Source organism: Neisseria sp. HMSC078C12, from assembly GCF_001838065.1.
Taxonomy (GTDB): Bacteria; Pseudomonadota; Gammaproteobacteria; order Burkholderiales; family Neisseriaceae; genus Neisseria.
This window is the reverse complement of the sequence record NZ_KV835608.1, coordinates 189,735-207,354: the sequence shown is the minus strand read 5'-3', so window position 1 is coordinate 207,354 and position 17,620 is coordinate 189,735. Positions and strand designations below refer to the sequence as shown.

At 50.2% G+C, this 17,620-nt stretch carries 19 protein-coding genes and 2 tRNA genes; 4 read left to right on the top strand and 17 right to left on the bottom strand.

The genetic code is table 11. From position 1 onward, the window contains the following. Positions 1-80: 80 nt before the first annotated feature. The 12 genes from HMPREF2596_RS06045 to HMPREF2596_RS05990 form a co-directional block, all read right to left on the bottom strand. Positions 81-157 (bottom strand) — tRNA-Asp (locus HMPREF2596_RS06045). A 32-nt stretch (positions 158-189) separates the two neighbouring features. Beyond that, positions 190-265: transfer RNA gene (locus HMPREF2596_RS06040), tRNA-Val, on the bottom strand. 69 nt (positions 266-334) lie between these two features. Next, positions 335-2,317 carry a monovalent cation:proton antiporter family protein gene (locus HMPREF2596_RS06035; protein WP_070850251.1) on the bottom strand — a complete coding sequence of 661 codons (1,983 nt, stop codon included), beginning with the start codon at positions 2,315-2,317 and terminating at the stop codon, positions 335-337. Positions 2,318-2,587: 270 nt separating this feature from the next. After that, entirely contained in the window at positions 2,588-3,334 is a 747-nt protein-coding gene (fabG, locus tag HMPREF2596_RS06030; protein WP_070850250.1) for a 3-oxoacyl-ACP reductase FabG, read from the bottom strand. A 125-nt stretch (positions 3,335-3,459) separates the two neighbouring features. Further along, positions 3,460-4,422 (bottom strand): glycosyltransferase family 8 protein, encoded by a 963-nt coding sequence (locus HMPREF2596_RS06025; protein WP_283140408.1) that lies wholly within the window; start codon positions 4,420-4,422, stop codon positions 3,460-3,462. Positions 4,423-4,795: 373 nt separating this feature from the next. After that, positions 4,796-5,722, bottom strand: a complete 927-nt coding sequence (gene fabD, locus HMPREF2596_RS06020; protein ID WP_070850248.1) for an ACP S-malonyltransferase — start codon at positions 5,720-5,722, stop codon at positions 4,796-4,798. Positions 5,723-5,731: 9 nt separating this feature from the next. Further along, positions 5,732-6,079, bottom strand: a complete 348-nt coding sequence (locus HMPREF2596_RS06015; RefSeq protein ID WP_070850246.1) for a DUF1294 domain-containing protein — start codon at positions 6,077-6,079, stop codon at positions 5,732-5,734. Between the two features lie 51 nt (positions 6,080-6,130). Continuing rightward, the gene (locus HMPREF2596_RS06010) at positions 6,131-7,093 is read right to left on the bottom strand and encodes a beta-ketoacyl-ACP synthase III (RefSeq protein ID WP_003748928.1); all 963 of its coding nucleotides are present in this window, start codon (positions 7,091-7,093) and stop codon (positions 6,131-6,133) included. Positions 7,094-7,246: 153 nt separating this feature from the next. After that, positions 7,247-8,317 (bottom strand): phosphate acyltransferase PlsX, encoded by a 1,071-nt coding sequence (gene plsX, locus HMPREF2596_RS06005; RefSeq protein WP_070850244.1) that lies wholly within the window; start codon positions 8,315-8,317, stop codon positions 7,247-7,249. Between the two features lie 121 nt (positions 8,318-8,438). Further along, positions 8,439-8,963, bottom strand: coding sequence for a phosphoribosyltransferase (locus tag HMPREF2596_RS06000; RefSeq protein WP_003748924.1), 525 nt, complete (start codon positions 8,961-8,963; stop codon positions 8,439-8,441). A gap of 92 nt (positions 8,964-9,055) precedes the next feature. Next, positions 9,056-9,235: a 50S ribosomal protein L32 gene (rpmF, locus tag HMPREF2596_RS05995; protein ID WP_002240035.1), complete on the bottom strand. Its 180-nt coding sequence runs from the start codon at positions 9,233-9,235 to the stop codon at positions 9,056-9,058. Between the two features lie 33 nt (positions 9,236-9,268). Continuing rightward, a complete protein-coding gene (locus tag HMPREF2596_RS05990) occupies positions 9,269-9,772 on the bottom strand; it encodes a YceD family protein (RefSeq protein WP_070836800.1) in 504 nt (167 codons plus the stop codon). A 55-nt stretch (positions 9,773-9,827) separates the two neighbouring features. Here HMPREF2596_RS05990 and HMPREF2596_RS05985 point away from each other — a divergent pair, with 55 nt between their 5' ends. Together HMPREF2596_RS05985 and HMPREF2596_RS05980 are read left to right on the top strand one after the other, a co-directional pair. Next, positions 9,828-10,418 (top strand): Maf family protein, encoded by a 591-nt coding sequence (locus HMPREF2596_RS05985; protein ID WP_070850421.1) that lies wholly within the window; start codon positions 9,828-9,830, stop codon positions 10,416-10,418. A gap of 54 nt (positions 10,419-10,472) precedes the next feature. After that, positions 10,473-11,183 (top strand): SAM-dependent methyltransferase, encoded by a 711-nt coding sequence (locus HMPREF2596_RS05980; RefSeq protein ID WP_070850242.1) that lies wholly within the window; start codon positions 10,473-10,475, stop codon positions 11,181-11,183. Positions 11,184-11,278: 95 nt separating this feature from the next. Here the strand turns inward: HMPREF2596_RS05980 and yidC are convergent, their stop codons facing one another. The 4 genes from yidC to rpmH form a co-directional block, all read right to left on the bottom strand. Beyond that, positions 11,279-12,925 carry a membrane protein insertase YidC gene (yidC, locus tag HMPREF2596_RS05975; protein WP_070850241.1) on the bottom strand — a complete coding sequence of 549 codons (1,647 nt, stop codon included), beginning with the start codon at positions 12,923-12,925 and terminating at the stop codon, positions 11,279-11,281. A 118-nt stretch (positions 12,926-13,043) separates the two neighbouring features. Continuing rightward, the gene (yidD, locus tag HMPREF2596_RS05970; RefSeq protein ID WP_003682178.1) at positions 13,044-13,265 is read right to left on the bottom strand and encodes a membrane protein insertion efficiency factor YidD; all 222 of its coding nucleotides are present in this window, start codon (positions 13,263-13,265) and stop codon (positions 13,044-13,046) included. Then, complete coding sequence (gene rnpA, locus HMPREF2596_RS05965) at positions 13,262-13,603, bottom strand: ribonuclease P protein component (protein WP_003748912.1); 342 nt, start codon at positions 13,601-13,603, stop codon at positions 13,262-13,264. Before rnpA ends, yidD begins: the two co-directional genes overlap by 4 nt. Before the next feature lie 2 nt (positions 13,604-13,605). After that, positions 13,606-13,740, bottom strand: a complete 135-nt coding sequence (gene rpmH, locus HMPREF2596_RS05960) for a 50S ribosomal protein L34 (RefSeq protein ID WP_002214728.1) — start codon at positions 13,738-13,740, stop codon at positions 13,606-13,608. 319 nt (positions 13,741-14,059) lie between these two features. Between rpmH and dnaA the strand changes: the two genes are divergently transcribed. Together dnaA and dnaN are read left to right on the top strand one after the other, a co-directional pair. After that, a complete protein-coding gene (dnaA, locus tag HMPREF2596_RS05955; RefSeq protein ID WP_070850239.1) occupies positions 14,060-15,628 on the top strand; it encodes a chromosomal replication initiator protein DnaA in 1,569 nt (522 codons plus the stop codon). A 105-nt stretch (positions 15,629-15,733) separates the two neighbouring features. Beyond that, entirely contained in the window at positions 15,734-16,837 is a 1,104-nt protein-coding gene (gene dnaN, locus HMPREF2596_RS05950) for a DNA polymerase III subunit beta (protein ID WP_070850237.1), read from the top strand. A 137-nt stretch (positions 16,838-16,974) separates the two neighbouring features. Here the strand turns inward: dnaN and HMPREF2596_RS05945 are convergent, their stop codons facing one another. Then, positions 16,975-17,337: an ACP-like domain-containing protein gene (locus tag HMPREF2596_RS05945; protein ID WP_070460395.1), complete on the bottom strand. Its 363-nt coding sequence runs from the start codon at positions 17,335-17,337 to the stop codon at positions 16,975-16,977. Positions 17,338-17,620 lie beyond the last annotated feature (283 nt).

Here is a 17,620-nt window from a genome sequence, read left to right as displayed (position 1 = left end):
CAGACGCTCTACCAACTGAGCTAATCACCCGAAAAAGGGAGATACTGAGGAGATACTGAAAAATCAGTATTTTTAAATAATGGCGCGGCGGACGGGGCTCGAACCCGCGACCCCCGGCGTGACAGGCCGGTACTCTAACCAACTGAGCTACCACCGCGCATCCACTGTCAAAGACAATGAAAAAGAAAGTGGTGGGTGATGACGGAGTCGAACCGCCGACATTCTGCTTGTAAGGCAGACGCTCTACCAACTGAGCTAATCACCCGTGCGCAAAATTGCGAATACGCTATTAAACCAAAAAATCCTGATGCGCGCAAGATTTATTTGCCGATTATTAGATATCCCCCTGTAAGCACCAGTTTTCAAAGGAAATAATTTCTTCCTGCTTGCCTGCGACAATCAAAATATCGCCGTTTTCCAAAACAAAATCAGGATCAAGGTCTTGGATTTTTCCAGTCTTGCGGCGGATAAACAATAGCTTCAGATGATGGGCGGACAAGGGCAGTTCGCGGATGGTTTTGCCGATGGCGTGTGCCTCGCCGTGCAAGGGGAAGGCGTGACGGGAGATAGCTTTGCTGTCTTCGTCTGAGAAGCTGTCATCGTCGCTGCCGATAAACAAGTCTTGCAACGATGCATAGCGGCTGTGACGGATGTGGGTTATGGTTTGATAAACATGGTTGTAGGAGAGGCCGTGGCCCAACATGGCATAGCTTGCCAGCACCAGGCTGGTTTCTTTGGTGTCGGAAACGGCTTCTTCCGCGCCCATTTCGGTGAAGGTTTTGACGTAATCGTCATTGGTGGCGCGAACATAAACCGGCATGCTCGGATGCATGGACATGATGTTGCCGAGAACATGTTGGGTCTCGTGCATATTGTTCAGCGTAATAACCACCATTTTAGCGCGTCCCAAGCCGGCGGCTTCCAAGACTTCACGGCGTTTGGCATCGCCAAAGGAAACCGGTTCGCCTGCGTTGCGTGCCACTTGTACGCGGGCGATGTCCAAGTCGAGGGCAAAGTAGGGGATGCCTTCTTGAGCCAATACGCGGGCAACCGATTGACCGCCGCGTCCGAAACCGATAATCAGGACGTGTTCGGATTTGCTCATGGTTTCCACCAGCATGGAGTGCAAGTCCAAGGCTTTCATGTCCCAGTCGGATTTGACGAAGCGGCCGATGATGGCATCGCTGCTGCCCAAGATAAATGGTGCGGCAATCATGGAGAGTAAGACGGCTGCAGTGGCCGCTTGTTCCAATTCGGGCGAAACCATATTGATTTTGCTGGAAATGGCCAGCATCACGAAGCCAAACTCACCGCCTTGCGCCAAATAAAGCGCACTCTTGAGGCTATCACCCACAGGGTTTTTCATACGCAAAGCGATGACGAAGACGACCAGTGCTTTCAAGACCAGCAGGATAACCAACAAAATCAGGATTTGCTGCCAATTGCCGATCAGCGCCTGAATATCCAGCTTCATGCCGACGGTGATGAAGAAGAAGCCGAGCAGGATGTCGCGGAATGGGCGGATGTCGTCTTCCACCTGAATGCGGTATTCGGTTTCGGAAAGCAGCATACCGGCGACGAATGCGCCCAATGCCATGGACAGGCCTTCAAGTTCTGTCAGATAGGCTACGCCCAAAGTAACCAGCAAAACGTTGATCATGAAGAGTTCGGACGATTTGCGTTTGGCAACCAGTCTGAACCAGCGCGACATCACACGGCTGCCGATAACAAACAAAATGCCCAAGGTCAGCAACATTTTCAAACCGGCTAGGCCCAGTTCTACCCACAAGTTGCCTTCGCTGCCGCCTGCAAGCGCCGGAATCAGAATCATCAGCGGTACAACGGCAATATCTTGCATCAGCAAAACACCCATGGCCATTTGACCATGCGGCTGACCCAGCTCGGTTTTCTCCGACAAAATGCGGCTGACGATGGCGGTGGACGACATGGTCAGTGCGCCGGCGGTGGCAAACGCCCAGTTAAACGGCGTGCCCATCGCCATCAAAATGCCCATAATCGAGAGCATGGTAACGATGACTTGCAAACCGCCCAAACCGAATACGAGGCGGCGCATGGCTTTGAGTTTAGGCAGGGAGAATTCGAGACCGATGCTGAACATCAAGAACACAATGCCGATTTCGCCCAAATAGTCGGTAGCGTGGCTTTGAGGAATCAGTCTGAACATACCCGGACCGGCAATAAAACCGACCAAAAGATAACCGAGCATGGAAGGAATGTTGAATTTGCGGCAGCAGATAACCGTAATAACGGCAACCAACAGAACAATGACAATGGGACCAAGGGAAAATTCGTGCATAGAGTGGGCGGCCTTTCATTAAAAGTAAATATTGTTATATAGAGGCCGTCTGAAACACGTCGAAAACCGACAGCAAACCCAAATAAAAACGCACAGAACGCAATTTATTCCTGCGATTTGATTTCCCGTATCATGCTTATTTGGATTTACTGTTTCGAGCGTTATCTAACGGATTATTAAGATTATATCAAGATAGAATGTAAAATAGTGTTTTGATTGACAAAAAGGGCCGTCTGAAATATTCAGACGGCCTTTAAATAAACAAACGGTTTAAGGCATCAACATGCCGCCGTTGACATGAAGTGTCTGACCGGTAATGTATTTTGCCTGATCAGAAGCCAAAAACAAGACTGCATCGGCAATATCTTGCGCTTCACCGAATTTGCCCACAGAAGTTTGCGCTTCAAAGGTTTTGCGGGTTTCTTCCGGCAGGGCGCGGGTCATATCGGTGTCGATAAAGCCCGGGGCGACGCAGTTGACGGTAATGCCGCGGCTGCCGACTTCACGCGCCATGGATTTGGAGAAGCCGATCAAGCCTGCTTTTGCGGCTGCATAGTTGGTCTGACCGGCATTGCCCATCACGCCGACAACGGATGTGATGTTGATGATGCGGCCGGCACGCTGTTTCATCATGCCGCGCAAGACAGCTTTGGAGGCGCGGAAGACGGATTTGAGGTTGACCTGCATGATATCGTCCCACTCTTCCTCTTTCATGCGCATCAGGAGGTTGTCGCGGGTAATGCCGGCGTTATTGACCAGAATATCCAGTTTGCCGAATTCTTTCTCGATGTCGGCAATCAGGTTTTCGATGGTTTCAGGTTCGGCAGAATTCAATGCACGGCCTTCGCCGCCCCATTGCGCCAAGCGCTCGCTAATTGCAGCTGCGCCGCTTTCGCTGGTGGCTGTGCCGATAACTTTTGCACCGGCCGCAGCCAAAGTATCGGCAATCGCCGCACCAATACCGCGCGATGCGCCGGTTACCAAAGCGATTTTACCGCTTAAATCTTGTGTACTCATGTTTTATTCCTTAATTGCGATTGGAAAAATGGTTTCAGACGGCCTTATACCACGAATAGGTTTTTTAATCTAACTTTTGTCTACAGGCCGTCTGTAAATGTTTTGCGTGCTAAGGCTGCCCTGTTTTAATAAATTGGTTTTTCTGCAAGATAAGGTTGCTTTTGACGGCTTAGAAATTTTGTTAATAAATATGTCCGATAATATAGCCAGGCTTGTTTTTTATCGCCTTGTTTAAATAGGCGTTTTGCAGCTTGTTTGTATCTCTTATGCGGATTCGGGAAGGGTAAGTCGATATTGGGCTTTTGATGGAGATAACCATCATACCAAGGAGACTTTCTATAAAAAGAATCATAAACAGGATGAAAGCCAAGATGATGCCAAGGCTTGGTGCCGCCGATAAAATGAACAAACCGGATATTGTTGGGGTTGGTGTTCAGCTCGTTTCCTTGATGGTGCCAATGTATCCAGTTGTAAGATTCCAGCAACCATTCTACTTTGCCTTTGCAGCTTAGATTGAGCAGATCTTGATCCGGACATGCCAAGATCAATTTGCTGAGTTCGACCTGCCGTATTTTCTCGCTCAGGATAGTGTAAGCGGATGATTCGTTCCAAAATTTGTTGTTAAACAGCAGCACGCCTGAATTAAAGTAGGGATCTGTACTGCTAAAACCAAATACATTTAATTTGTTAATGTAGGTACGGTAAAGTGTTGTTTCTGGAACGGCTGCGAGAAGTTTGCGATCAAGGTTGACGGTAAACAGTTCTGAGATATCGCCTAAGCAGAGAACGTCTGTGTCCAAGTAGAGTGCAGTATCGCTTATATCGCCAAGTATGGCGGGTATGCACATTCGGTAGTACATAGCGATGGTGAAATAGCTGGTTGTCTGCAGGGTAGAAAAATAATCTGTATCCAGGTGATAAACCGTTACGGTGTAATTTGGATTGATATTTTCTAGTTGGTTGAAAATATCGAAGGCATAGTTTTCCGAACCGCTGACCAAGAGATGAAAATGAATCGGAAAGTGGTTGTTTGCCAAAACGGAGAGCATGGATGTGCCGATGTGGCGGATGTTTTTGATCGGCCGCATAAACAATATGTTGCACGGTTGCTGCTGGCTGGTGTGTCCTGAGAGGAATTATAGAAGTCAGCAGCTTTTCCTTGTCAAACATTTAAATTCTCCACAACTTCTCTATCGATTTCCGGTGCAGGAAGCCTTAAAGCCTCTTTTTTCCTCAATTTTTATTTTAGGTTCAAGTTCGGGTAATAGGAATCCCGGTCGTCATAGCACAGGTTGATGACCTCAAAACCAAGAAAACACAGATTTTTTTCGATACATTGATCCAGTCCGTACATGTAAGGAACGGCAAGAATAATGGTTTTTTTCATAATGTATTCGGATTGGGGTGGAGCTGATTTTTCAGACGGCCTTGCCTGACAGGATAAGGCCGTCTGAAAACGTTTTAGTGGGCTTCAATAAATGCAGCCACTTGGTCGGCATTGGTCAATGCGCTGCACGCGGCTTCTTTGTTGATGCGTTTGGCGAGGCCTGCGAGGACTTTGCCGGGGCCGCATTCGGCGGATTCGGTGATGCCTTCGGAAACCAATGCGTTGACGGTTTCTGTCCAGCGCACCGGGCTGTACAGTTGGCGTACCAAGGCATCTTTGATTTTGTCGGCATCATCGTAAGAAGCAACATCGGCGTTATGGATGACGCGGATTTGCGGTTGTTTGATGGTGATGTCTTTCAATGCTTCGGCAAGTTTTTCCGCTGCGGGCTTCATGAGGCTGCAATGCGAAGGAACGGAAACAGGCAGCGGTAGGGCGCGTTTGGCTCCGGCTTCTTTGGCAGCGGCCATGGCGCATTCGACTGCGGCGGTGTTGCCGGCGATCACGACTTGGCCTGGGGAGTTGAAGTTGACGGCTTCAACGACTTCGCCTTGTGCGGCTTCGGCGCAAATGGCTTTGACTTGTTCGTCTTCCAAACCCAAAATAGCGGCCATTGCGCCTACGCCTTGCGGTACGGCAGACTGCATAAGTTCAGCGCGCAGACGAACCAGTTTGACCGCGTCTGCAAAATCCAATGCGCCGGCAGCGACGAGGGCAGTGTATTCGCCGAGGCTGTGGCCTGCAACGACGGAAGGGGTTTTGCCGCCGGCTTTTAAGTAGGCGCGGTAGGTGGCAATGCCTGCAGCCAGCATGATGGGCTGGGTGTTGACGGTTTGTCCGATTAATTCGGCATCTTCGCCGTTAATCATTGCCCACAGGTCTTGACCCAATACGGCGGAAGCTTCGTCAAATGTGGCTTTAACGATGGCTTGCTCGGCAAAGCCGTTCATCATGCCTAGGCTTTGTGAGCCTTGTCCGGGGAAGAAGAATGCGAAAGACATGGTAATTCCTTATTGGTTTGAATGTTTGAGGGTGTCTGCCAGCAGAAGGAGGGTGGCGGCAGTATTGGTTGCGGCACTCAGTCGGAAGGTGCGGACAAATCCGGGTTTGCTGGTTTTGTGCCTGAATGCGAGGCTGCCGCAATAACCGCCCGGCCAGCCGCCAAGCAGGTTGAGCAGGTGCAATTTTGCTTCGGGTATGCGCCTGCCGTGGTTGCGTGCGCGCTGTTTGTCTTGGTAGTAAAGCAGGAAAACGTATGCGCTCAGTGCGAGATAGGTGATTGCCAGTTTGGGCAATATTACAGCCGTTATGCTTAAAAACAGGCTGCTGATGCAGAGTGCAAACGTTAGGGATTTCATGGGTTTGAGCAGGATAGGCCGTCTGAAAGAGGTGTTCAGACGGCCCAACCGTTAGTATTTCACCAAAACCGCACCCCAGGCAAAACCGCCGCCGATGCCTTCGAGTAAGAGGTTTTGTCCGCGTTTGATTTGGCCGTTTTTAATGCCGACATCCAGTGCCAACGGAATGGAGGCTGCGGAAGTGTTGCCGTGGTCTTGGACGGTCAAGATCACTTTGTCCATGCTCAAGCCCAAGTGTTTGGCGGTAGAGTCGATAATGCGCTTGTTGGCTTGGTGCGGCACAATCCAATCGATTTGGTCGGCGGTGTAACCGGCTTCTTCGATAACGTCATCTGCAATTTTTGCCAGCATTTTGACGGCAAATTTGAATACGCCGGGACCGTCCATGCTGATGTAGGGCGACCCGCAAACCTGGCCGTTGGCGATTTGTCCGGGGACGTTTAAAAGGTTGAGGTAGTTGCCGTCGGCTTTGAGTTTGCTGTGGATGATGCCCGGTTCGTCAGATGCGCTTAAGACAACCGCGCCTGCTCCGTCACCAAAGAGGACGCAGGTGGTGCGGTCGTTCCAATCGACGATGCGGCTGAAGGTTTCCGCGCCGATAACCAAAGCATTTTTCGCCATGCCGCTTTTGATATAGGCATTGGCAGTGGTCATGGCATACATAAAACCGGCGCACACGGCTTGTACGTCAAAGGCAGGGCAGCCGTTGGTTATGCCTAATTTTTGCTGAACGATGGTTGCAGTGGAGGGGAACTGCATATCGGGAGTGGCTGTGGCGACGATAATCAGGTCGATGTCGTCAGCCTGTAAATGGGCATCTGCCAAGGCGCGACGTGCTGATTCGGCAGCCAAGTCGCTGGTTTTTTCGCCCTCGTCTGCAATATGGCGGAATTTGATGCCTGTACGCGTGGTAATCCATTCGTCGGAAGTGTCCACTTTTTTGGCAAGGTCGTCATTGCTGACGCGGTTGGCAGGAAGATAGCTGCCTGTGCCGGAAATTTTGGCATATTGCATGAGAACGGCCTTTTTAGAGAGTTAATTCAGATAGTCGGATATTGTAAGCGAAAATGGGGAAATTCCCAATATGAAGCATGAAGTTGGTGTTTCAAAGATAAAAACAGGCCGTCTGAACATTTTGAAGTTTCAGACGGCCTGTGTATATCAGCCTTAAGCTTCCGTTGCCGGAGCGGCGGTCTCTTCCTGCTCTGCTTCTGCTTTGGCGGCTTCTAAAGCGGCCAACTGGGTGGCTACGCCTTGTTCGATTTGGGCAAGGCCGGCGGATTTGGCTTCGTGGTAGGCTTCTTCCAAAGCATAACGGAAGCCAACTTCGTCGGTTCCTCCGTGGCTCTTAATCACGATACCGCGTAAACCAAGCAAGATGGCGCCGTTAAATTTGCGCGGATCCAGTTTGCCTTTCAAGCCTTTGAGCGCGGGCAGGGCGGCAATGGCGGCAAGTTTGTTGAACAGGTTGCTTTGGAATTCACGGCGGATGGCGCCGCTCATAAATTTAACCGCGCCTTCAATGGTTTTGAGCATAACGTTGCCGACAAACCCGTCTGCGACAACAACATCGGCTTCGCCATACAAAACGCTGTTGCTTTCGATATTGCCGATGAAGTTGAGTTTGCTGCTGCTCAACAGTTTAAAGGTTTGTTTGACGGCATCCGTACCCTTGATGTCTTCTGTACCGACGTTCAAGAGGGCGACGCGCGGGCTGCCTTTTTCCGGGTGCAGGGCGTGTACCAGCTCGCTGCCGATGATGGCAAATTGAACCAGTTGTTCGGGCGTACAGTCAACGTTGGCACCCAAATCCAAAGCCAAAGTAACGTGTTCGCTGTCGGAAGGCAGGAATTTAGCGATGGCAGGGCGCTCAATGCCGGGAATGGTTTTGAGGACGAATCGGGCGGTCGCCATCAGTGCGCCGGTATTGCCTGCCGATACGGCGGCTTGCGCATTGCCTTCTTTGACTTGGTTGATGGCGATGCGCATGGATGATTCTTTTTTGTTTTTCAGCGCGGATTGCGGCGCTTCATCCATTTCAACAACTTGTGCTGCATGGCAGACGGTGATGCGGTCCATGGGCGCGCCTGCCGAGCTTAATGCTTGGCGGACTGCTGCTTCATCGCCGACCATAATCAGATGTACGTCGGATTGTTGTTTTAGGAAATCCACTGCACCGGGGACGGTAATCGCAAGGCCTGCATCTCCGCCCATGGCATCTACGGCCAGTGTAATCATGTTGTTCTCCGGTTTGTGTGTTTCAGACGGCCTCGGACCATCGGACGAGCACATTCATCTGATTTTCAGGAGATGGATTGAAAATCAGATGGAAAGGCTTGTTGCGACGGTCATGCCGGATTTATCGGTTTTGCGCGGCCAATTTATTGTGTTCGTCGATGTCCAGCGCGTCCCAAGGATAGTTGATCCACCAATCTTCCACGGTAATGCCGCTGAAATAAGGGATGCCTTCGGGAATCTTGCCGACTTTGGCTTTGATTTTTTCATGCAATACTGCCACGCCGATGGTGCCGAAATCTTCTTTCAACAATTCGTTCAGGCAGAATTCCATGGTAACGCGGCTGTCGTCCACTTCGTCAACAACCAGTACGTTTTTGCCTTTCAGTACATCGGGAACGGGATCGAGCCATTGGACTTTTTTCACTTCCTCGGTCACTTGACCTTCGTGATCGTTGTCGTAGTAGGCTGTGGTCACGGCGTAAATCGGGATTTCCAAGAAGCAGCGCAACATGCGGGCAGGGATAAAACCGCCGCCGCCAATGGCAATCATGGCATCGTATTTGGTGCCGGAGTTTTGGATTTTTTCCGCCAATCCTTTGATTACGCGGTGGATGTCGTCGTAGGTGTACCAGATTTTACGTTTCATGGTGTGCTTCCGAAGAGGAAAATACAGGGTGCAATGCAAAAAAGCCAGTCATTGCATGGCAATATTCTGGCTTTTTCAGTCAGACGAACGGATTATTCGCCTTTAGCTTTTACCACTTTACGGCCACGGTACATACCGTTTGGAGAAATGTGGTGTGGACGATGCACTTCGCCGGTTGCGCTGTCGACAGACAGAGAAGGCGCAGTCAGAGCGTCGTGTGAACGGTGCATACCGCGTTTAGAAGGGGATTTTTTGTTTTGTTGAACGGCCATTTCAAGCTCCTAAATAAATAAACTGTGTCCTAATTAACTGCTTTTCAAACCTGCTAAAACAGCGAAGGGGTTTGGTTTGTCCCGATTGACTTCTTCCAGTGTCCCATTGTTGCCGCAGTCTTCGTGTCGAGGGGAGAAAGGGAGCGACATCAGGATTTGGTCTTCGACCAGAGTTCGTACGTCTAGCTCTTTTTCGAGCAGCATACCTTCCAATTCTTCATCGGCAAGCATGGCTTCGTCCAAACTCTCTTCATCGGCAAACAAGACGATACGGCTGGTTTCATCGAGCAGAAACGGCATGGGCGTAATGCAGCGCTGGCAAATCAGGGGCATGTCGGCTTTGACGTTCAAATCGAGAAACAGACGTTGCAGCCGGTCGCGGCCGCCTTGCAGCGTAAACGACACGCGCGTCTGTTTGTCGGCCGGATAATCGTGCGAACTGACTCGTTCATCCAATTCTTCGAGCAGGAAGCTGCCTTGCAGATTCTGCCCTTCGGCGGCGAAAACTTCTGGGTCAATCAAATTAGGGTATGACATAAACGGAGTATGATATAATTTCGGCGGTCTAACGTCAATGTTTTTAAGTAAAAATATGGAAGTAAAACTGCCTTTGGTTTTAGGGTCGACTTCGGTTTTCCGCTGCGGACAGCTTCGCCGTTTGGGTGTCGATTTTCAGACGGCATCGCCCGATTTTGACGAAACGCCTATTGCGGGCGAGCATGCGGGCGAAACGGCGCTGCGTTTGGCTAAAGGTAAAGCCCGTTCATTGGCGGCAACTTTCCCTGCCGCGCTGATTATCGGCGCAGACCAAGTCGCATGGTGCGAAGGACGGCAGTTGGGCAAACCGATGAACGTCGCAAATGCACAACAGATGCTGGAAAACTTAAGCGGAAAACGGATTGAATTTTACAGCGCAATCGTGCTTTTGAATACTGCTACGGGCAAGGTTCAGCATCATGTCGATCATACGGTGGTTACCATGCGCCAGTTGTCGCAGGAACAAATCAGCCGATATTTGGAACGCGAGCCGGATGCGGTTTATTGTGCCGGTGCGGCGAAGAGCGAGGGTTTGGGCGCTGCTTTGTTGGAGCGGATTGAAAGTACGGACCCGAATGCTTTGATTGGCCTTCCGATTTTCCGTCTGATTGATTTTTTGAAAAACGAAGGTGTGGAAGTTTTATAGTTTGAGGCCGTCTGAATGTGTTCAGACGGCCTGAGATTTTTGGGAGCTGCAAGAATGAAACCGATTTTGTATTTGATTCCTACCCCTTTGGGTGCGCCTGATACGCCATGCCTGTTGCCGCATGAGCAACAGGCGATTATCGGGCTGACGGATTTTGTCGTGGAAGCGGAAAAAACAGCGCGCGCGCATTTGAAACACTTGGGCGTGACTACGCCTATCCGCGAGCTGAATCTGCAAACGCTGAATGAACACACGGATTTGAAGACTTTGCCGGAATTGCTGAAACCTTTGCAAGAAGGGCGCAGTATGGGTATTGTCAGCGAGGCGGGTTGCCCGGCTGTTGCCGACCCGGGTGCGAATTTGGTGGCGTTGGCGCATAAACACGGTTTTGAAGTACGGCCTTTGGTCGGCCCGTCCAGTTTGCTGCTGGCGCTGATGGCTTCGGGTGCGAATGGTCAGAACTTTGCATTTAAGGGTTATCTGCCGTCTGAAAAAAATGAGCGTATTCAGCGTTTGAAGGCTTTGGAGCAACGTTCGCGCCAGCAGAATGAAACGCAGCTGTTTATCGAAACGCCGTATCGCAACGATGCGTTGTTGGCTGATGCGGTGGAAAACCTGCATCCTGAAACGCGTTTGTGCGTGGCTACGGACTTAACTTTGCCGACACAGGAAATCATCAGCCAGCCGATTGCGCAGTGGCGGAAAAGAAAAGAAATGCCGAATTTGAAAAAACGCCCGACGATTTTTGTGTTGCATGCCGCTTAAAACTGGATTGGGTTCAATCTCAAACTGTATTTATTTGGGGAAATAAAAAAAGGCCGTCTGAACAACAGACGGCCTTTGCGTTGCCTAAGCTTTTATCAAGAAACGACTTCGCCTTGGGCGCGTTGTTTTTCGATGCTGCGGTTTATGTGCCATTGTTGGGCGATGGTCAAGAGGTTGTTGACTACCCAGTACAGAACCAAACCGGCAGGGAAGAAGAAGAACATGATGGAGAAAATCAAAGGCATGACTTTCATCATTTTCGCCTGCATAGGGTCGGTTGACGGCGGATTCAGATAAGTTTGTGCAAACATGGTCGCCGCCATAATCAAAGGCAGGATGTAGAAAGGATCCGGACGGCTCAAGTCGGTAATCCAACCCAACCAAGGCGCTTGGCGCAATTCTACGGAGGCGAACAATGCCCAGTACAGGCCGATGAAGACGGGGATTTGTAACAGCATAGGCAGACAGCCGCCCAGCGGATTGATTTTCTCGTCTTTATAAAGCTGCATCATGGCTTGTTGTTGCGCCATGCGGTCATCGCCGTATTTCTCTTTGATGGCTTGCAATTTAGGCGCGGCGGCACGCATTTTTGCCATAGAGCGGTAAGAGGCGTTGGTCAACGGGTACAGCACGGCTTTGACGATGATGGTCAAAACGATGATTGCCCAGCCCCAGTTGCCGATGATGTTGTGCAGTTGGTTCAAGAGCCAGAAGAGCGGGGAGGCGAACCAGTGCACTTTGCCGTAGTCTTTGGCCAGTTGCAGTTTGTCGGCAATGTTGGCGATAACGGAAGTGGTTTGCGGACCGGCATACAGGTTGATGGCGGTTTCGGCTTTCGCACCGGCTTGGATGGCGGCTAAAGGCACGCTGACGCTTGCGCTGTACAGGTTGTCGTTGCGACGTTTGATGTCGATACGGCAGTCGCCTGCGGCGCAAACGCTTTGGCCGTCTTTAGGCTGCAAAATCCAAGTGGACATGAAATGGTGTTCAATCATACCGAGCCAGCCGGTCGGCGTTTTGCGGATGTATTCGGCTTCGGATTTGCCGGATTTGGCATCGTCGTCCAAATCAGAGAAGCTGACTTTTTGGAAGCCGCCTTCAGGGGAGTAAACCACCGGGCCGACGTAAGAGCGGGTAAAGTAGCCTTGGCCTTCAGGTTCGCTGTGGTCGCGGACGATGCGGTAGTCTGCGCTCAGGTTGACGGGTTGGCCTTTGCTGTTGGTAATGTCGAAACGGACGTTAACCAAATAGCTGCCTTTGGTGAAAGTATAAACTTTGTCGATTTTCAGGCCGTTGGTTTCAGGCGCGCTCAGGCGGACTTCGACTTTGTCGCCTTCCAAACTGTATTGTTTTTGCGGAGCGCTAAAGCTGATGCCTTTCAGAACGTTGTTGCCTTGTGCGTCCAAAAGCTCGGATTGGGCAACGTAGGTGTATTCTTTGCTGTCGTTAAACAGGACGAAAGGTTTGTGTTCGTCGCCGGTTGCTTTGTATTGCAAGAGGGTCAGCTGACGCAGGTCGCCGCTTTTCTCATCGATGACGGCTTTAACCGTGTCTGTGGTAACGGTAATGGGGGTGGCTGGAGCAAGCGCGGCTTCGGCAGCGGCTTTTGCCGGAGCGGCGGTCGTTTGCTGTTGCGCGGCTTGTTGCGCCGGATTAGGTTTGGGGCTGGGGAAGAAATGTTCCCAGCCGGCAAAGATTGCCAGCGAGATGGCAAAAAATGCCACAAGTCTTTTAAAATCCATAAGAGATTCCTGGAATTGACGGATAGGTAATCGAGATGAAAACTGCTTCAGACGGCATTATATAGAAACCGACGGGAAATTAAAGGAAATCGTGTTCTTTAAATGGTTGACAGCAGCATTATGGAACAGGGTCGTGTCCGTGTCCGCCGAAAGGGTGGCATCGTGCGATGCGTTTGATGGCCAGCCATCCGCCTTTGAATGCGCCGTATTTTTTGACGGCTTCGACTGCGTATTGTGAACAGGTCGGGGTGTAGCGGCAGCGCGGCGGAATGAGGGGGCTGATGCAGTATTGGTAAAAGCGGATGAGTGCAAGGAGGAGCTTGGAAAGCAGGGTGTTCATCGGCGTTTTTTCATCAGCTGGGCAAGTTGGTTGCGGGCTTCCGGGGCGGTTTCCCGATTAAACGCCTGACGCACGCGCACAACGAAATCATGCGGCGGCAGCTGGTGTTGATTCAGTCTGAACCAGTCGCGGATGACGCGCTTCATATAATTGCGGTCATGGGCACGTTTGGCGGTCTTTTTGCTGACGACCAAACCAAGGCGCGGATGGCCGAGCGCGTTGTCTGCGGACTGGGAGACTTGCAGCAAATCGCGGCTGCGTCGGTTTTTCAACGCAAAAACGGATGAAAAATCATCCGTTTTTAATAAGCGATACTGCTTCGAGAAGCCGTAATTCAAAATTATACAGCCAAGCGTTTGCGGCCTTTGGCGCGACGGGCAGCCAATACTGCGCGACCACCACGGGTTTTGGAGCGAACCAAGAAGCCGTGGGTGCGTTTGCGTTTGGTAACGGAAGGTTGATAAGTGCGTTTCATGATGTTTCCTAAAAATTAGTAGATAATTAAACCGTGAATTACACTCCAATTTGTTGCTTTTGTCAATCAATATAAAAACTTTTCGTCGGCTAAAGTGTGACAACGGGTTTGATGCATTGATAGAATTTGTGGATAAAATTTTGCGGTGGTTGTGGATAAAAAAGAGCGGAATGGGTATAATCGCCCAACCTTGCTTTTCTCTGTGCGCAAGGCTGTCTGAAAGCAGCGGGAATATTGTAAAAATTTGATTTTTATCGGATTGCCTGTCTGCTTTGCCTTCTTGTATTTCCCAAATCTTCCATTTTCCGAGCTTAATCTCATGACGTTAGCTGAATTTTGGCCGCTGTGCCTTTGCCGCCTTCACGAAATGTTGCCTGCCGGGCAGTTTGCGCAATGGATTGCGCCTTTGACCGTGGGCGAAGAAAACGGCGTATGGGTGGTGTATGGTAAAAACCAATTTGCCTGCAATATGCTCAAAAGCCAGTTTGCCGCCAAGATTGACGCCGTGCGTGCCGAATTGGTGCCTCAGCAGGTGGCTTTCGCGTTTAAGCCGGGCGTAGGTACGCATTATGAAATGGCGGCTCAGGCTGTTGCGCCGGTGCAAGTGCAAGAAGTTGTTGAAGTCGAAGAATGTGTAGAGCCTGTTCAAATGCCTTTGCAAACCGTTGCGGCAGTAGAAGAAGACAGGCCGTCTGAAACGGTGTCCAAACCTGCCGCAGCCAAGACGGCTGCCGAGATTTTGGCGCAACGCATGAAAAACCTGCCGCATGAGCCTCAAGTGCAAACTGCCGCTCCGGCTGAGTCTAAAGCGGTTGCCAAAGCCAAAACCGACGCGCAACACGATGCGGAAGAAGCGCGCTATGAGCAAACCAATTTGTCGCGCGACTATACATTTGAAACTTTGGTAGAAGGTAAGGGCAACCGCCTTGCCGCCGCAGCCGCCCAAGCGATTGCTGAAAATCCGGGGCAGGGCTACAACCCGTTTTTCCTGTACGGCAGCACCGGTTTGGGTAAAACCCACTTGGTGCAGGCCATCGGCAACGAATTGCTGAAAAACCGCCCCGATGCCAAAGTGCGCTATATGCACTCGGACGACTATATCCGCAGCTTTATGAAGGCGGTGCGCAACAACACTTATGATGTGTTCAAGCAACAATACAAACAATACGATCTGCTGATTATCGACGATATTCAGTTCATCAAAGGCAAAGACCGTACGATGGAAGAGTTCTTCTATCTGTACAACCATTTTCACAACGAGAAAAAACAACTGATTCTCACTTGCGACGTATTGCCTGCCAAAATCGAAGGCATGGACGACCGTCTCAAATCGCGTTTCTCATGGGGTTTGACTTTGGAACTCGAACCGCCCGAATTGGAAATGCGCGTGGCGATTTTGCAGAAAAAGGCAGAAGCCGCCGGTATCAGTATCGAAGACGAAGCTGCTTTGTTTATCGCCAACCTAATCCGCTCTAATGTACGCGAGCTGGAAGGCGCGTTCAACCGTGTCAGTGCCAGCAGCCGTTTTATGAACCGCCCTGTTATCGACATGGATTTGGCGCGTACGGCTTTACAGGATATTATTGCCGAGAAACACAAAGTCATTACCGCCGACACCATTATCGATGCGACGGCCAAATATTATCGGATTAAAATCAGCGATATATTGGGCAAAAAACGCACGCGCAACATCGCCCGACCGCGCCAAGTCGCCATGAGCCTGACCAAAGAGCTGACCACGCTCAGCCTGCCTTCTATCGGTGATGCCTTTGGCGGCCGCGACCATACGACTGTGATGCACGGCGTGAAAGCAGTGGCGAAACTGCGCGAAGAAGACCCCGAATTGGCGCAAGATTACGAAAAGCTGCTGATTTTGATTCAAAACTGACCCCATGCAATTTCAGACGGCCTGATATCGATATGAGGCCGTCTGAATACAAAAAATATTTTAAAATACCCAAATCAACCGATTTCAAATTCAAAGGAATGGAACATGCTGATTTTACAAGCCGACCGCGACAGTCTGCTCAAGCCGTTGCAAGCCGTTACCGGTATCGTTGAGCGTCGCCATACTCTGCCGATTCTGTCCAATGTGTTGCTGGAAAGCAAAGACGGACAAACCAAACTTTTGGCAACCGACTTGGAAATCCAAATCAATACCGCCGGCCCTGAAAGTCAGGCAGGCGATTTCCGCATTACGACCAACGCTAAAAAATTCCAAGACATCCTGCGCGCCCTGCCTGACAGTGCGCTGGTGTCCTTAGATTGGGCGGACAACCGTTTGACTTTGCGTGCGGGCAAATCCCGTTTTGCCTTGCAAACCCTGCCGGCAGAAGACTTTCCTTTGATGAGTGTCGGCAACGATGTCAGCGCAACTTTCTCGTTGACTCAAGAAACCTTCAAAACCATGCTTTCGCAAGTGCAATACAGCATGGCGGTTCAAGACATCCGCTATTACCTCAACGGCTTGCTGATGCAGGTAGAAGGCAACCAACTGCGCCTCGTCGCCACCGACGGCCATCGCCTTGCCTACGCCGCCAGCCAAATCGAAGCGGAACTGCCGAAAACAGAAGTCATCCTGCCGCGTAAAACGGTATTGGAACTCTTCAAGCTGTTGAACAATCCGTCCGAATCCATCACCGTTGAGCTTTTGGACAATCAAGTACGCTTCCAATGCAATGGCACAACCATTGTCAGCAAAGTCATCGACGGCAAGTTCCCCGACTTTAACCGCGTGATTCCTTTGGATAACGACAAGATTTTCCTTGTATCCCGTACTCAGCTTTTGGGTGCGCTCGAACGTGCCGCCATTCTTGCCAATGAAAAATTCCGCGGTGCGCGACTGTTCTTACAGCCAGGTTTGCTGAGTGTCGTATGTAGTAACAACGAGCAGGAAGAAGCGCGCGAAGAGCTGGAAATCGCTTATCAAGGCGGAGAACTCGAAGTCGGTTTCAACATCGGCTACTTGATGGATGTGTTGCGTAACATCCATTCCGACGATATGCAGCTTGCTTTTGGCGATGCCAACCGTTCAACGCTGTTTACCGTGCCGAATAATCCGAACTTCAAATACATCGTGATGCCGATGCGTATTTAATTGGGTGAACAAACAAAAAGAGCGTGTACGGGACACGCTCTTTTTTATAGGATTGAATCAAAAGGCCGTCTGAAAATTGTTTTTCAGACGGCCTTTTGATTAAACCGGGATAATTCGGTTAAATAGGAAAACTGGGATTAACGTGGACGTGGTTCGCAGTTTTTCACCAGGAATGAGCCGTTAGGGGCGTTCACGCCAACTACTTCAGAAGTAGTGTGGGTGTTTTTGTCGATGAAACCGGCAGACATTGCATAACCTTGACGGTTGGTGAAAGTAGTGCCAGTGCTGTCAGAACGTTTTTTGTTGACAACCAAAGAGGCTTTTTTGCCACCGGCGTTTACGTCAGCAGTAACTGCACGGCCGCTACGGTCAAAGCCGTACATCACGTTCAGTGATTTGCCACCGTCACAATGGTAAGAAACGAAGCCGGCAGGTGCAGCGGCAGCAGAGAAGGAAACAGTAGCCAATGCGGCTGCAGTGATAACAGAAAGTAATTTCATGATCTAAGCTCCATATGAGGGTTGTGTGTTATCTTGCAAAATGAGAAAGGGTTTCCGTTTGCAGATGAAGCGTATTTTAGGCGTTTTGTCGGTAGTGGTAATTAGGTAAATTGCAAAACAGTGTTTACTTATGCTTACCCGATTGTTTATTAATAGAAAGTTGTTTGTAATTTGGTGTTGCAAAGTGGTTATGCGGATTGTTGCGGAATATATACATTAATGATTCTTTAAGAAATATAGCAAAAGAATACAAAAAAGGCCGTCTGAATATTCAGACGGCCTT

Excerpts from the sequence above, each read along its gene's own strand:
- HMPREF2596_RS06035 (WP_070850251.1), bottom strand. The coding sequence starts at position 2,317 with ATGCACGAATTTTCCCTTGGTCCCATTGTCATTGTTCTGTTGGTTGCC.
- fabG (WP_070850250.1), bottom strand. The coding sequence starts at position 3,334 with ATGAGTACACAAGATTTAAGCGGTAAAATCGCTTTGGTAACCGGCGCA.
- HMPREF2596_RS06025 (WP_283140408.1), bottom strand. The coding sequence starts at position 4,422 with ATGCGGCCGATCAAAAACATCCGCCACATCGGCACATCCATGCTCTCC.
- fabD (WP_070850248.1), bottom strand. The coding sequence starts at position 5,722 with ATGTCTTTCGCATTCTTCTTCCCCGGACAAGGCTCACAAAGCCTAGGC.
- HMPREF2596_RS06015 (WP_070850246.1), bottom strand. The coding sequence starts at position 6,079 with ATGAAATCCCTAACGTTTGCACTCTGCATCAGCAGCCTGTTTTTAAGC.
- HMPREF2596_RS06010 (WP_003748928.1), bottom strand. The coding sequence starts at position 7,093 with ATGCAATATGCCAAAATTTCCGGCACAGGCAGCTATCTTCCTGCCAAC.
- plsX (WP_070850244.1), bottom strand. The coding sequence starts at position 8,317 with ATGATTACACTGGCCGTAGATGCCATGGGCGGAGATGCAGGCCTTGCG.
- HMPREF2596_RS06000 (WP_003748924.1), bottom strand. The coding sequence starts at position 8,963 with ATGAAACGTAAAATCTGGTACACCTACGACGACATCCACCGCGTAATC.
- rpmF (WP_002240035.1), bottom strand. The coding sequence starts at position 9,235 with ATGGCCGTTCAACAAAACAAAAAATCCCCTTCTAAACGCGGTATGCAC.
- HMPREF2596_RS05990 (WP_070836800.1), bottom strand. The coding sequence starts at position 9,772 with ATGTCATACCCTAATTTGATTGACCCAGAAGTTTTCGCCGCCGAAGGG.
- HMPREF2596_RS05985 (WP_070850421.1), top strand. The coding sequence starts at position 9,828 with ATGGAAGTAAAACTGCCTTTGGTTTTAGGGTCGACTTCGGTTTTCCGC.
- HMPREF2596_RS05980 (WP_070850242.1), top strand. The coding sequence starts at position 10,473 with ATGAAACCGATTTTGTATTTGATTCCTACCCCTTTGGGTGCGCCTGAT.
- yidC (WP_070850241.1), bottom strand. The coding sequence starts at position 12,925 with ATGGATTTTAAAAGACTTGTGGCATTTTTTGCCATCTCGCTGGCAATC.
- yidD (WP_003682178.1), bottom strand. The coding sequence starts at position 13,265 with ATGAACACCCTGCTTTCCAAGCTCCTCCTTGCACTCATCCGCTTTTAC.
- rpmH (WP_002214728.1), bottom strand. The coding sequence starts at position 13,740 with ATGAAACGCACTTATCAACCTTCCGTTACCAAACGCAAACGCACCCAC.
- dnaA (WP_070850239.1), top strand. The coding sequence starts at position 14,060 with ATGACGTTAGCTGAATTTTGGCCGCTGTGCCTTTGCCGCCTTCACGAA.
- dnaN (WP_070850237.1), top strand. The coding sequence starts at position 15,734 with ATGCTGATTTTACAAGCCGACCGCGACAGTCTGCTCAAGCCGTTGCAA.
- HMPREF2596_RS05945 (WP_070460395.1), bottom strand. The coding sequence starts at position 17,337 with ATGAAATTACTTTCTGTTATCACTGCAGCCGCATTGGCTACTGTTTCC.